The sequence below is a fragment of the Escherichia sp. MOD1-EC6842 genome (assembly GCF_002965705.1).
Lineage (GTDB): Bacteria > Pseudomonadota > Gammaproteobacteria > Enterobacterales > Enterobacteriaceae > Escherichia > Escherichia ruysiae.
Genome location: NZ_PTRF01000008.1, coordinates 68818 through 82047, shown reverse-complemented (window position 1 = coordinate 82047; position 13230 = coordinate 68818). Strand labels below are relative to the sequence as shown.

The window sequence follows — 13230 nt, the reverse complement described above, 5'->3', positions numbered from 1 at the left end:
TACTTAATTTATAGAGTTACTTTCCGCTTTTTGATAATACACAACGGCCATTTCTTACTGTTAATAGCAGGATTTCTGCGCTCTCTGGCACTGAGCTGATACTTTTGCAGTTGATTGCACTACCTTTAAGTGGTCGTGATCACATTTTCTTGCTCATCCCCGTCACTCCTCCCCGCCTAATCCCCCGTAGGATGAGGAAGGTCAACATGGAGCCTGGCAAACTAACGATAACGTTGTGTTTAATATCTAAGAAAACTGGAACTCCTATGTCACAACCCATTTTTAATGAAAAGCAATTTCAGGAAGCCCTGTCACGCCAGTGGCAGCGTTATGGTTTAACTTCTGCGGCTGAGATGACCCCTCGCCAGTGGTGGTTGGCAGTGAGTGAAGCCCTGGCGGAAATGCTGCGAGCCCAGCCTTTCGTTAAACCGGCGGCGAATCAGCGCCATGTTAACTACATCTCAATGGAGTTTTTGATTGGGCGTCTGACGGGCAACAACCTGTTAAACCTCGGCTGGTATCAGGCTGTTCAGGATTCACTGAAACCTTATGACATCAACCTGACTGACCTGTTAGAAGAAGAGATTGACCCGGCGCTGGGTAACGGTGGCCTGGGGCGTCTGGCTGCGTGTTTCCTCGACTCAATGGCGACTGTCGGGCAGTCTGCCACTGGTTATGGTCTTAACTATCAGTATGGTTTATTCCGTCAATCCTTTGTCGATGGTAAACAGTCTGAAGCGCCAGACGACTGGCATCGCGGTAGCTACCCGTGGTTTAGTCATAACGAAGCTCTGGATGTGCAGGTGGGCATCGGCGGCAAAGTGACGAAAGAGGGGCGCTGGGAACCGGAATTTACCATTACCGGGCAAGCGTGGGATCTTCCAGTGTTGGGCTACCACAACGGTGTAGCACAGCCGCTGCGTTTGTGGCAGGCGACTCATGCTCATCCGTTCAATCTCACCAAATTTAATGACGGTGACTTCCTGCGTGCCGAACAACAAGGCATCAACGCTGAAAAACTGACCAAAGTCCTCTATCCAAACGACAACCACACTGCGGGTAAAAAGCTGCGCCTGATGCAGCAATACTTCCAGTGCGCCTGTTCGGTGGCGGATATTCTGCGTCGCCATCATCTGGCGGGGCGTAAACTGCACGAACTGGCAGAGTATGAAGTTATTCAACTGAACGATACCCACCCGACTATCGCTATTCCAGAACTGCTGCGCGTGCTGATCGATGAGCACCAGATGAGCTGGGATGACGCCTGGGCAATCACCAGCAAAACTTTCGCTTACACCAACCATACTTTGATGCCAGAAGCTCTGGAATGCTGGGATGAGAAACTGGTAAAAGCCCTGCTGCCGCGCCATATGCAGATAATCAACGAAATCAACAACCGCTTTAAGAAACTGGTGGAAAAAACCTGGCCGGGCGATAAAGCGGTGTGGGCAAAGCTGGCAGTTGTGTATGACAAACAGGTTCGCATGGCCAATATGTGTGTGGTAAGCGGCTTTGCGGTGAACGGTGTGGCAGCGTTGCACTCGGATCTGGTAGTGAAAGACTTGTTCCCTGAATACCATCAGCTGTGGCCGAACAAATTCCATAACGTCACTAACGGCATTACCCCACGTCGCTGGATCAAACAGTGCAACCCGGCACTGGCGGCGCTGCTGGATAAATCACTGAAGAAAGAGTGGGTTAACGATCTGGATCAACTGATCCATCTGGAAAAATTCGCCGATGACGCGAAATTCCGTCAGCAATATCGCGAGATCAAACAGGCGAATAAGGTTCGTCTGGCGGAGTTTGTGAAAGCCCGTACCGGTATTGAGATCAATCCGCAGGCGATTTTTGATATTCAGATCAAACGTCTGCATGAGTACAAACGCCAGCACCTGAATCTGCTGCATATTCTGGCGCTGTATAAAGAAATTCGCGAGAACCCGCAGGCCGACCGCGTACCGCGCGTATTCCTGTTCGGCGCGAAAGCGGCGCCGGGTTACTACCTGGCGAAGAATATTATCTTTGCGATCAATAAAGTAGCTGATGTGATCAACAACGATCCGCAGGTTGGCGACAAACTGAAGGTGGTGTTCCTGCCGGATTATTGTGTCTCAGCAGCGGAAAAACTGATCCCAGCGGCGGATATCTCCGAGCAGATCTCCACGGCAGGGAAAGAAGCTTCCGGCACTGGCAACATGAAACTGGCGCTCAACGGCGCGTTGACCGTGGGTACGCTGGATGGTGCGAACGTTGAAATTGCCGAAAAGGTCGGTGAAGAGAACATCTTTATTTTTGGTCATACCGTGGAACAAGTGAAGGCAATTCTGGCCAAAGGCTACGACCCGGTGAAATGGCGGAAGAAAGATAAGGTTCTGGACGCCGTATTGAAAGAGCTGGAAAGCGGTAAATACAGCGACGGTGATAAACATGCCTTCGACCAGATGCTACACAGTATCGGCAAACAGGGCGGCGATCCGTATCTGGTGATGGCGGATTTCGCAGCCTATGTAGAGGCACAAAAGCAGGTGGATGTGCTGTACCGCGACCAGGAGGCCTGGACTCGCGCGGCGATCCTCAATACCGCCCGCTGCGGTATGTTTAGCTCGGATCGCTCTATTCGCGATTATCAGGCTCGTATCTGGCAGGCAAAACGCTAAGGAAGCTCGATGGAAAGCAAACGTCTGGATAATGCCGCGCTGGTGGCGGGGATTAGCCCCAATTACATCAATGCCCACGGTAAACCGCAGTCGATTAGCGCCGAAACCAAACGGCGTTTGCTTGACGCGATGCATCGAAGTACCGCCACGAAAGTGGCGGTAACGCCAGTCCCGAATGTCATGGTTTATACCAGCGGCAAAAAAATGTCGATGGCGGTAGAAGGCAGCGGCGAATATAGCTGGCTGCTGACCACCGAAGAAGGAACGCAGTACAAAGGCCATGTAACGGGGGGCAAAGCGTTCAATCTACCGACGAAGCTGCCGGAAGGTTATCACACGCTGACGCTTACCCAGGACGACCAGCGCGCACATTGCCGGGTGATTGTCGCCCCGAAACGCTGTTACGAACCGCAGGCGTTGCTGAATAAACAAAAGCTGTGGGGTGCCTGCGTTCAGCTTTATACGCTGCGATCGGAAAAAAACTGGGGTATTGGGGATTTTGGCGATCTTAAAGCGATGCTGGTGGATGTGGCGAAACGCGGCGGGTCTTTCATCGGCCTGAACCCGATTCATGCGCTCTATCCGGCAAATCCGGAAAGTGCCAGCCCGTATAGTCCGTCATCGCGCCGCTGGCTGAATGTGGTTTATATCGACGTTAACGCCGTCGAAGATTTCCATCTTAGCGAAGAGGCACAGGCCTGGTGGCAGATGCCGACCACGCAACAGACGCTGCAACAGGCGCGGGATACCGACTGGGTGGATTACTCCACGGTTACCGCCCTAAAAATGACAGCATTACGAATGGCGTGGAAAGGTTTCGCGCAACGTGATGATGAGCAGATGGCCGCGTTTCGCCAGTTTGTTGCAGAGCAAGGCGACAGCCTGTTCTGGCAGGCAGCCTTTGATGCGCTACATGCCCAGCAAGTGAAGGAAGACGAAATGCGCTGGGGCTGGCCGGCATGGCCGCAGGCGTATCAGAACGTGGATTCACCAGAAGTGCGTCAGTTCTGCGAAGAACATCGTGATGACGTCGATTTTTATCTCTGGTTGCAGTGGCTGGCTTACTGCCAGTTTGCCGCCTGCTGGGAGATAAGCCAGGGCTATGAAATGTCGATTGGCTTGTACCGTGATCTGGCGGTTGGCGTAGCGGAAGGTGGGGCAGAAACCTGGTGCGACCGTGAACTGTATTGCCTGAAAGCGTCGGTTGGCGCGCCGCCGGATATCCTCGGCCCGTTGGGGCAGAACTGGGGATTGCCGCCGATGGATCCGCATATCATCACCGCGCGCGCCTATGAACCTTTTATCGAACTACTGCGCGCGAACATGCAAAACTGCGGTGCGCTGCGTATCGACCATGTAATGTCGATGCTGCGTTTGTGGTGGATACCGTATGGCGAAACGGCGGATCAAGGGGCATATGTCCACTATCCGGTGGATGATCTGCTCGCTATTCTGGCGCTGGAAAGTAAACGCCATCGCTGCATGGTGATTGGCGAAGATCTTGGCACGGTGCCAGTAGAGATTGTCGGTAAGCTGCGCAGTAGCGGTGTTTACTCCTACAAAGTGCTCTATTTCGAAAGCGATCACGAGAAGACGTTCCGCGCACCAAAAGCGTATCCGGAGCAGTCGATGGCGGTCGCGGCAACACACGATCTGCCTACGCTGCGTGGTTACTGGGAGAGCGGGGATTTAACGCTGGGCAAAACGCTGGGGCTGTATCCGGATGAAGTGGTGCTGCGCGGTTTGTATCAGGATCGCGAACTGGCGAAGCAAGGGCTGTTGGATGCGCTGCATAAATATGGCTGTCTGCCAAAACGTGCCGGGCATAAAGCGTCGCTGATGGCGATGACGCCGACGCTTAATCGTGGCTTGCAACGCTATATTGCCGATAGTAACAGTGCCCTGTTAGGGCTACAGCCAGAAGATTGGCTGGATATGGCCGAACCTGTAAATATTCCCGGCACCAGTTACCAGTATAAAAACTGGCGACGTAAGCTTTCCGCAACGCTTGAGACAATGTTTGCCGATGATGGGGTGAACAAGTTGCTGAAGGATTTGGACAGACGGCGCAGGGCGGCAACGAAGAAGAAGTAAAGTGCGGTTGATGCCGGATGCGATGCTTGATGCGTCTTATCCGGCCTACTCATTAGAGCAGCCGGATAAGGCATTCACGCCATATCCGGCAGTCAGTATTATCAAATCACCATATTCAGCAGCAGACAGCCTACCAGACCGCACACTGAGATAATGGTTTCCAGCATCGACCAGGATTTGATGGTCTCGCCGATAGTCAGGTTAAAGTACTCTTTGAACAGCCAGAAGCCCGGATCGTTCACGTGAGAGAAAATCACACTACCGGAACCAACCGCAATAACCATCAGCTCCGGGCTAACACCTGTCGTTGCAATCAGCGGTGCCGCGATACCACCCGCAGTGATTGCCGCAACGGTTGCGGAACCCAGCGCGATACGCAGCACTGCGGCAATAGACCACGCCATCAGCAGCGGAGAAATGTTGGTTTCGTGCATCATGGAAGCAATGTATTTGTCCACGCCGCTGTCTACCAGCACCTGCTTGAACGCACCGCCACCACCGATGATTAGCAGCATCATCGCGATGATTTTGATTGAAGAAACCAGCGTGTCGTTAATCTGATCCATCGAACGACCACGGTTCAGACCAAAGGTGAACATCGCGATCAGTACGGCAATCAGCGTTGCCATTACCGGGTCACCGAGGAACTCGGCTACCGGCAGGAAAGCGTGACCTTTCGGCAGGATCATTTCAGCGATGGCACGCATTGCCATCAGTACAACCGGCACCAGAGAAGTCCAGACGCTGACGCCAAAGCTCGGCATCTCTTCTTCGCTGAAGGTTTTCGCGCTGTACAGACCTTCCGGGATCGGCTTATCGATACCTTTCAACACGCGAGCGTAAACCGGACCGGCGAGAATCACGGTCGGGATTGCCAGAATAGTACCGTACAGCAGGGTTTTACCCATATCGGCCTGGAAGATGGTGGCAATCGCAGTCGGACCCGGATGCGGCGGCAGGAAGCCGTGGGTAACAGACAGTGCCGCTGCCATTGGTACACCAACATACAGCAGCGGGATATTTGCAGCAGCGGCGATGGTGAATACCAGCGGCAGCATCAGCACGAAGCCTACTTCATAGAACAGGGCAAAACCGACGGTAAAACCGGTTAATACCACTGCCCACTGGATGTGTTTTTTACCAAATTTGGCAATCAGCGTGGTGGCGATACGTTGTGCGCCGCCACAGTCTGCCAGCATTTTGCCCAGCATCGCACCAAACCCCATGATCAGGGCAAGGCTACCGAGCGTCCCGCCGACACCGGCTTTGATAGAGCCAATAACTTTATCCAGCGGCATCCCTTGCATTAATCCAACAGCAAGCGCCACGAGGACGAGAGCGATGAAGCCGTTCATTTTGAAGCGGATCATCAGGAGTAATAACAAGATTACACCGATAGCAACAATGACTAATGGCATGATTTACCTGGCCTTTAATTTGTTATGGGTAACGTCAGGTTTCTGACGACAAATCCTGGTTGTCCCAACTGGGAACAGAGATATAACGGCACCACGGCTGATGACCCCTAAAACGTATTAGTGTAGTCAGATGTTATGAGTGTGTTTGGTGCCCATGAGAATGATACGGGTAACATAATGCGCTTGAGAATCACCAGAGCGGGGTAAATTTAAATTATGAGAGGTTGGTCATATTATCGTGGGGAGACGAAGGGGATGGAGTAAAGCTGCGCCATAAGAACAACGAAAGCCCGATAAGACGCTTTAGCGTCGCATCGGGCAATCTACAAAAGAGGGGATAACTTAGTAGTAAGAGTGTTCGCCGCGCTGGTGTTCGGTGAGATCGCGCACACCTTTCAGCTCCGGGAATTCGTTCAGCAACTGCTTTTCGATCCCTTCTTTCAGCGTTACGTCGACCATGGAACAACCGTTACAGCCGCCGCCAAATTGTAGAATGGCGTAACCGTCTTCGGTGATTTCCATCAGCGAAACGCGACCACCGTGACCGGCAAGCTGCGGGTTAATCTGCGATTGCAGCATATACTCCACGCGCTCCATTAGCGGGGCATCGTCAGCCACTTTACGCATTTTGGCGTTCGGTGCTTTCAGCGTTAGCTGGGAACCCAGTTGGTCGGTAACAAAGTCGATCTCTGCATCTTCCAGGTATGGTGCGCTTAACTCATCAACATACGCGGTCAGCAGGTCAAATTTCAGGGCGGTGTCGGTGGCTTCTACAGCGTCAGGCGGACAATAAGAAACGCCACATTCAGCGTTAGGTGTGCCAGGGTTAATCACAAATACGCGGATTTGTGTCCCTTCTTCCTGGTTTGCCAGCAGTTTGGCAAAGTGCGCTTGTGCAGCATCGGAAATACGGATCATAGTAATGGCCTAATAGTTGACTATTTTAGTTGGTTATAATACGCCCATCATCGAGGCTCTACAAGGTTCGACAAAGGCACCAGACCTGGACAGTCGCCGCACCATTGCGTAAAAGCAACTGCGCAATCTCTGCGACGGTACTTCCGGTGGTAACGACATCATCCACAATCACCATATGGAGACCTTGCACGGGCAATTCAAGGCGAAAGGCATTTTTCAGGTTGCGCTTGCGCAGGCGGGCGTTGAGAAAATGCTGGGGCGCAGTGGCTCTTGTTCGTGTGACGGCTTCGCTATCCCATTGGCAGTGCAACCAGCGTGATAACGGCTGACACAGCAAATCGCTCTGATTAAATCCCCGACGCCAGTGGCGATGCCGCCATAGCGGGACACTGACGATGCGATCCGGCAGATGTAATTCGCTGGTGCGACGGGCGTGTAAGACTTCCAACAGTAACAAACGTGCTAGCGCACTGGCGATTTCACTGCGGCGGGAAAACTTAAGCTGGTGGATGAGCGGGCTTAACGGCGGCGCATAATTGGCGATGGTTACCAGTCTTTGCCACGGCGGTGGTTTTTGCAGGCAACGACCACAAGGGAGATACGAGTGTGTAGCTGGTAATCCACATTGCGGGCATAGCATTTTATCTGTACGTGCGGCGCGGGAGCAGACCGAACAAATCCCCCAATGACCTAGCGCCAGCGGCATTCGGCATAGCCAGCATAATCCCGGTACTGTTAGCATATGTTCATCCTTGTAAGTGAAAAGAGAACAATAGCGGATGAATAACATCTGGTGGCAGACCAAAGGTCAGGGGAATGTTCATCTTGTGCTGCTGCACGGATGGGGACTGAATGCCGAAGTGTGGCGTTGCATTGACGAGGAACTTAGCTCGCATTTTACGTTACATCTTGTTGATCTGCCTGGCTTCGGGCGCAGTCAGGGATTTGGTGCGATGTCGCTTGCTGACATGGCTGATGTCGTGCTGCAACAGGCACCGGATAAAGCCATTTGGTTAGGCTGGAGCTTGGGCGGGCTGGTGGCAAGTCAGATTGCATTAGCCTATCCCGAGCGTGTTCAGGCGCTGGTCACTGTAGCATCGTCACCATGTTTTAGTGCCCGTGATGGGTGGCCGGGGATAAAACCGGATGTGCTGGCGGGTTTCCAGCAGCAGCTAAGTGAAGATTTTCAGCGTACGGTGGAGCGTTTCCTTGCGTTGCAAACCATGGGGACAGAAACGGCGCGCCAGGATGCGCGGGCGCTGAAGAAAACCGTTCTGGCATTACCGATGCCGGAGGTTGACGTGCTCAATGGTGGGCTGGAAATCCTGAAAACGGTCGATCTTCGTTATCCGCTGCAAAATGTACCAATGCCGTTTTTGCGATTGTATGGTTATCTCGACGGTCTGGTGCCGCGCAAAGTAGTGCCGATGCTGGATGAACTCTGGCCGCACAGCGAATCATATATCTTCGCCAAAGCGGCTCATGCGCCGTTTATTTCGCATCCAGACGAGTTTTGTCAGCAGCTGGTAGCGTTGAAGCAGAGGGTGTAGGTGGCTTTAGAAATGGCGAGACAGAACTTTCCTGACTCGCCGCAGCCAACTCTTCTTCTGACACCCCGGTAAAGCGCATGATATCTGCAAGAGGGACTCCGGATTACAGCATTCTTTTGGCGATATCCAGGGCTTCCAGGCGTCGACCCAATAAATAACCAATCAGGTAACTAATAAGATATTCTCTTTCTGCATCTGTCATTAAAACCATCCTTTACGTTATTGATGATCTATTTCAGCAAGGTCTTCAACCGTCAGGCTGGTAAATCGCAGAACGTCCTCAAGAGAGACTCCGGCATCCAGCATGGTTTTGGCAATATTTAGGGCGTTGGTACGTATACCGTTCTGAAACCCTTCCTGCCGCAATCTTTCCGCAATAGTCATTAAACTTTCCTTGTGTTTCGGTGAACGTTCGGCAACGCCGTCGATAAAATCGTTAAAACGTACCGCATCGCCAGTTTGTAGTATGTAATTAAACAGCCCTTTGATTTGTCTGTCATTAGCGTACCCACTACTTAATAAGCAAGCCATTTGCTCTATCAGCCCCATCAGGTCGCGTTGGCGTATATGTTTTTGAATTAACTCCAGCAGCGCCATGCGTCGGTGCTGCATGATTTCATCATCAGGCATGACGGTGACATCAATCAGCGGAAATGCCGAGGCATAAAGCTGCCTTGCCAGTTTGGGATCGGCGAAACAATCCAGCCAACACAGCGAATAGGGATAGGGGCTTTCAATGCCGTGGTAAAACAACAACGGTACGACCATCGGCAACGTTTTGTATCCTGCATCAAGGTGGTTTTGCATTGCGGCAATGGCATAACGCATCATGCGAAATGCGATCAGTCTGTTTGAGGTGCTTTGATGTTCAATCAGGCAATAGATATATCCTGGCCCTTGCTCCGTTTTCACCGACCACAGCACGTCGGAATAGCTTTCACGCAGATCGTCATCGATAAAGCTGCTCGACTCCAGCTTGAGGGTTTTCATATCACAGAGCGCGTGGATGGGTGCCGGTAAATGGAACGCAAGAAAATCGCGTGCCGTGTCCGGTTGGCGTAAAAAGAGTTTGAACAGCGCATCGTGTGGGGTGGAACTCTGTTTTTTGCTCATGGCGTTCCTTCACCTGTTATTTGAATGCCGCGACTCTACGCGTCACTCCACACCTATGCATTAGCGAGTTTTTATCCCTGCGAGACGCTTTCAGAGGAACTTACTCCATGCTGCAAGAGTTGCATTTTTATGGAAAGCCGCACGCAAAAAAGCCCGGTAGCTAATGCATACCGGGCTTTTCAAAACGAACGATGAAACAAGGTTAACGCAGCATCCACCACTCACGCAGACAGGCTTTTCCTTCCGGGCAGCTTTTACAACTGCCAGAGAGGCAGCCATCAGGTTCTTCCTGAATCCGTACCGCTTTGCCCATATTTTCCAGCTGTTGCAGCATAGCGTTAATCATCGGCTGCGGGGTGTTCAGCGTCTGGCTGATCTGGGTCGCTTCCATACGACCCCGTAACGCCAGCAAATCACGCACCTGAATGAGCGAAGCCATTGCCGTGTCCTTAGTGGCAATCGCCAGTGGTGCTGGCTGCGCAGCAACTGCTTACCGTTTTGCGGCTTGCCAGTAGTTCGATATCGACTCGACTACGCGCGCGGCGCAGCAGGCCAATAACCACGATGTTAAACAGGACAACCGCCAGAATGCACACCAGGCTGTAAGTTGGGTGCTGGCTGTAGCTGGCGACCTGATAGAACAATGTTGCCAGCGAGTAAGCGATATTTAGCCCCCACAGGATGGAGAAGCCCATCCAGCCACGGCTTGATTCACGGGCAATGGCACCCATCACCGAAATGCAAGGTACATACAGCAGGACGAATATCAGATAGCTGTAAGCAGCCGCCGCGCTACCGAATTTCTCATCCATCACGCCCATTGCCCCAGTACCCATTTCGCCGTCGCCTTTGCTGGCTTCAATTGGGTTCATCAGTACGCTAAGGCTGAAGGTGTCTTTCAGGCTCTGCCAGGTTTCATCTACCGCGCTGAACAGCTCTTCACCGAGGTTAAATTCCGCCGGATTGAACTCTTCGTCCTGAATGTTTTCTGCGGTATAGAGGGTGTTGAGAGTACCCACCACCACTTCTTTCGCCATTGCGCCAGTAAACAGTCCAACCGTTGCCTGCCAGTTATCTTCATGCACGCCAATCGGCTTGAAGACTGGAGTGATCACGCGGCTGACAGAGGCCAGCGCCGAGTCGTTGATGTTATCGACGATTTTCCCACTCAGCGAGAAGCTGTTGAATGCGCTCAGGAAAATGCTGACGATGATAATCACTTTACCGGCGCGCAGAACGAAGCCTTTCAAACGCTGCCAGGTCTGGATAATCAGACTCTTAATGTGTGGTACGTGATAGACCGGTAGCTCCATGACAAACGGCGTCGCTTCACCGCGCATAATGGTGTATTTGAGCATCAGACCCGTCAGTACCGCCATCACAATACCGATGACATACAGTGAGAACACAGCCAGCGCGCCATTCTGCCCGAAGAACGCGGCAGCAAATACTGCGAAGATTGCCAGACGAGCACCGCAGGACATAAATGGCGCCATCATGATAGTCATCAGACGTTCACGCGGAGCATCAAGAGTGCGCGCACCCATCACCGACGGTACGTTACAACCGAAGCCAACGATCAACGGCACAAAGGATTTCCCTGGCAGACCCAACGCTTGCATCAGACGGTCCATCACAAATGCCGCTCTCGCCATATACCCGGAGTCCTCGAGGAAGGAGAGGAACAGGTACATCATGCCAATCTGCGGCACCAGTGGCAGAACGGTGTTAATACCGCCACCCAGCCCCTGGGCGAGGAAGATAGTCAGCCAGTCAGGGAAGTGGAGCGTGTAGCCAATCCACTGAATACCATGCACAAAGAGTGCCACGGAACCGACGTCAAACAGCGGCTGTAACGCCCCGCCGATGTTGATAGCCAGCAGGAACATCAGATACATCACAAAGAGGAAAATTGGCAGACCGAGGAATCGGTTGAGCACTATTTTATCTACTGCCGTGGTGAAACGGCTGGGTTCTGCCGTCAGGGTATTGCTCACCACATCGCAGATGGCAGCAATACACTGGTAACGCGCATCGGCAATGTGCAGCGCCGGATCGTCCATCTCATTACGCAGACGGGTGAGGGCTGCATCCAGATGCTGCGACGCTTCACCGGCGTAGGCGCGGCTGTAGATATCGCCTTCCAGCATTTGCAGACCCAGCCAGCGGCGATGTTTCAGCGGGATGTCAGAGGGCATTACTTTTGCCAGCGCGTCGGCTTCATTGATGAGCGGCTGGGCGTAATGCACCAGTTCCACGTTCTCGTTAGCTTTATAGCGATCGACCGCCAGTTTGAGGGCTTCAATACCGCGACCACGCGTGGAAACCAGCGGGATCACCGGGCAGCCAAGACGTGCCGACAGCGCATCAATTTCAATGCGAATATTTTGCTTCTCGGCAATGTCGAGCATGTTCAGCGCCACGATGCAGGGAATGCCGAGTTCCAGCAGTTGCAGCGTCAGGTACAGGTTACGCTCAAGGTTAGACGCATCCACCACGTTAATCAGCAGATCGGCGTCGCCACTCAAAATGTAGTGACAGGCGATTTGCTCATCAAGCGAAGTTTGCGATGAGATGGTGGTCAGAGAATAGGTGCCGGGCAGGTCAACCAGGGTGACCTGATGATCGGTGGTGGAGAACTGACCCTCTTTACGTTCGACGGTAACGCCAGCCCAGTTTCCTACACGCTGACGTGCGCCGGTGAGCTGGTTAAATAAGGTTGTCTTGCCAGAATTTGGATTACCAATTAAGCCAATGGTTAATTTTTTCATTGTTATTCTCACCGTATTAACAGGAAACCGCTTCCACTTCTAATAAGGCCAGATCTTTTTTGCGTAATACCAGGCTCACACGGCGAGTTTCGATATGAATGGGATCACCGAGTGGAGCGACGCGCACCACATTAAAAGAGGAGCCAGGTAACATGCCAAGAGAAAGCAGCTTCTGACGATATGCCGGGCTGATTTCACGGGAAAAGCCAGTGATTTTCCACGCAGTATCTGGAGTGTATTGCATAGGTGCCTACTTGTTTCTCATTAACTGGATAACTACCTCATGGGGCGTTTGACAGCGACATGAGACCAGATGATTTGCCAACGAAGGAGAGATGAAATAATCAACAGTACAATGATAATGAGAATGGTTTCTATCAGCAATACTTAAAATGTGTGCGAATGTTGGTTTAGATAATAATCTGACTCAATGTTGATGTGGCTCAAGGTTATATCTGGGTCAAAATAAAATTCGAGTGATGAATTATTAGGGCGGCTTGATGTTTAATTAAGGTTTTAATTGTTAATGATGTGATAAATATTAGCGGAATATATTGTGGTTTTGGCTGTGGAATAAAAATACCGGAGCCAGGCAAGTGCACGGACGGTCCCCTCGCCCCATCGGGGAGAGGGCTAGGGAGAGGGGGGAAAGTTGTGCCTGTTTTGACCCGTAAGCGAGTTTGTCAGCAATCTCAAATGCCGGAGA

10 protein-coding genes are annotated in these 13230 nt (G+C 52.1%); 3 read left to right on the top strand and 7 right to left on the bottom strand.

The features are described from left to right. Positions 1-266: 266 nt before the first annotated feature. The gene (gene malP, locus A7Z29_RS11835; protein ID WP_105290274.1) at positions 267-2660 is read left to right on the top strand and encodes a maltodextrin phosphorylase; all 2394 of its coding nucleotides are present in this window, start codon (positions 267-269) and stop codon (positions 2658-2660) included. Positions 2661-2669: 9 nt separating this feature from the next. Further along, positions 2670-4754, top strand: coding sequence for a 4-alpha-glucanotransferase (malQ, locus tag A7Z29_RS11830; RefSeq protein WP_105290273.1), 2085 nt, complete (start codon positions 2670-2672; stop codon positions 4752-4754). 101 nt (positions 4755-4855) lie between these two features. Here the strand turns inward: malQ and gntT are convergent, their stop codons facing one another. From gntT to gntX, 3 genes are all read right to left on the bottom strand, one after another. Next, positions 4856-6172, bottom strand: coding sequence for a gluconate transporter (gntT, locus tag A7Z29_RS11825; RefSeq protein ID WP_001131744.1), 1317 nt, complete (start codon positions 6170-6172; stop codon positions 4856-4858). A 342-nt stretch (positions 6173-6514) separates the two neighbouring features. Continuing rightward, positions 6515-7090, bottom strand: a complete 576-nt coding sequence (nfuA, locus tag A7Z29_RS11820) for a Fe-S biogenesis protein NfuA (RefSeq protein ID WP_000619389.1) — start codon at positions 7088-7090, stop codon at positions 6515-6517. Between the two features lie 58 nt (positions 7091-7148). Further along, positions 7149-7832, bottom strand: a complete 684-nt coding sequence (gntX, locus tag A7Z29_RS11815) for a DNA utilization protein GntX (protein WP_010348483.1) — start codon at positions 7830-7832, stop codon at positions 7149-7151. Between the two features lie 37 nt (positions 7833-7869). Between gntX and bioH the strand changes: the two genes are divergently transcribed. Next, the gene (bioH, locus tag A7Z29_RS11810) at positions 7870-8640 is read left to right on the top strand and encodes a pimeloyl-ACP methyl ester esterase BioH (protein WP_001060058.1); all 771 of its coding nucleotides are present in this window, start codon (positions 7870-7872) and stop codon (positions 8638-8640) included. 219 nt (positions 8641-8859) lie between these two features. On the opposite strand, the gene rpnA is transcribed toward bioH, so the two are convergent. The 4 genes from rpnA to feoA form a co-directional block, all read right to left on the bottom strand. Beyond that, complete coding sequence (rpnA, locus tag A7Z29_RS11805; protein ID WP_105290272.1) at positions 8860-9753, bottom strand: recombination-promoting nuclease RpnA; 894 nt, start codon at positions 9751-9753, stop codon at positions 8860-8862. Positions 9754-9955: 202 nt separating this feature from the next. Continuing rightward, positions 9956-10192, bottom strand: a complete 237-nt coding sequence (gene feoC / locus A7Z29_RS11795) for a [Fe-S]-dependent transcriptional repressor FeoC (protein WP_000157593.1) — start codon at positions 10190-10192, stop codon at positions 9956-9958. Positions 10193-10202: 10 nt separating this feature from the next. Further along, a complete protein-coding gene (feoB, locus tag A7Z29_RS11790; RefSeq protein ID WP_105290271.1) occupies positions 10203-12524 on the bottom strand; it encodes a Fe(2+) transporter permease subunit FeoB in 2322 nt (773 codons plus the stop codon). A 16-nt stretch (positions 12525-12540) separates the two neighbouring features. Then, complete coding sequence (gene feoA / locus A7Z29_RS11785) at positions 12541-12768, bottom strand: ferrous iron transporter A (protein ID WP_001200455.1); 228 nt, start codon at positions 12766-12768, stop codon at positions 12541-12543. Between the last annotated feature and the right edge of the window lie 462 nt (positions 12769-13230).

Coding starts and splice junctions, on each gene's coding strand:
- rpnA (WP_105290272.1), bottom strand. CDS start 9,753: ATGAGCAAAAAACAGAGTTCCACCCCACACGATGCGCTGTTCAAACTC.
- feoA (WP_001200455.1), bottom strand. CDS start 12,768: ATGCAATACACTCCAGATACTGCGTGGAAAATCACTGGCTTTTCCCGT.
- malQ (WP_105290273.1), top strand. CDS start 2,670: ATGGAAAGCAAACGTCTGGATAATGCCGCGCTGGTGGCGGGGATTAGC.
- feoC (WP_000157593.1), bottom strand. CDS start 10,192: ATGGCTTCGCTCATTCAGGTGCGTGATTTGCTGGCGTTACGGGGTCGT.
- bioH (WP_001060058.1), top strand. CDS start 7,870: ATGAATAACATCTGGTGGCAGACCAAAGGTCAGGGGAATGTTCATCTT.
- feoB (WP_105290271.1), bottom strand. CDS start 12,524: ATGAAAAAATTAACCATTGGCTTAATTGGTAATCCAAATTCTGGCAAG.
- gntX (WP_010348483.1), bottom strand. CDS start 7,832: ATGCTAACAGTACCGGGATTATGCTGGCTATGCCGAATGCCGCTGGCG.
- nfuA (WP_000619389.1), bottom strand. CDS start 7,090: ATGATCCGTATTTCCGATGCTGCACAAGCGCACTTTGCCAAACTGCTG.
- malP (WP_105290274.1), top strand. CDS start 267: ATGTCACAACCCATTTTTAATGAAAAGCAATTTCAGGAAGCCCTGTCA.
- gntT (WP_001131744.1), bottom strand. CDS start 6,172: ATGCCATTAGTCATTGTTGCTATCGGTGTAATCTTGTTATTACTCCTG.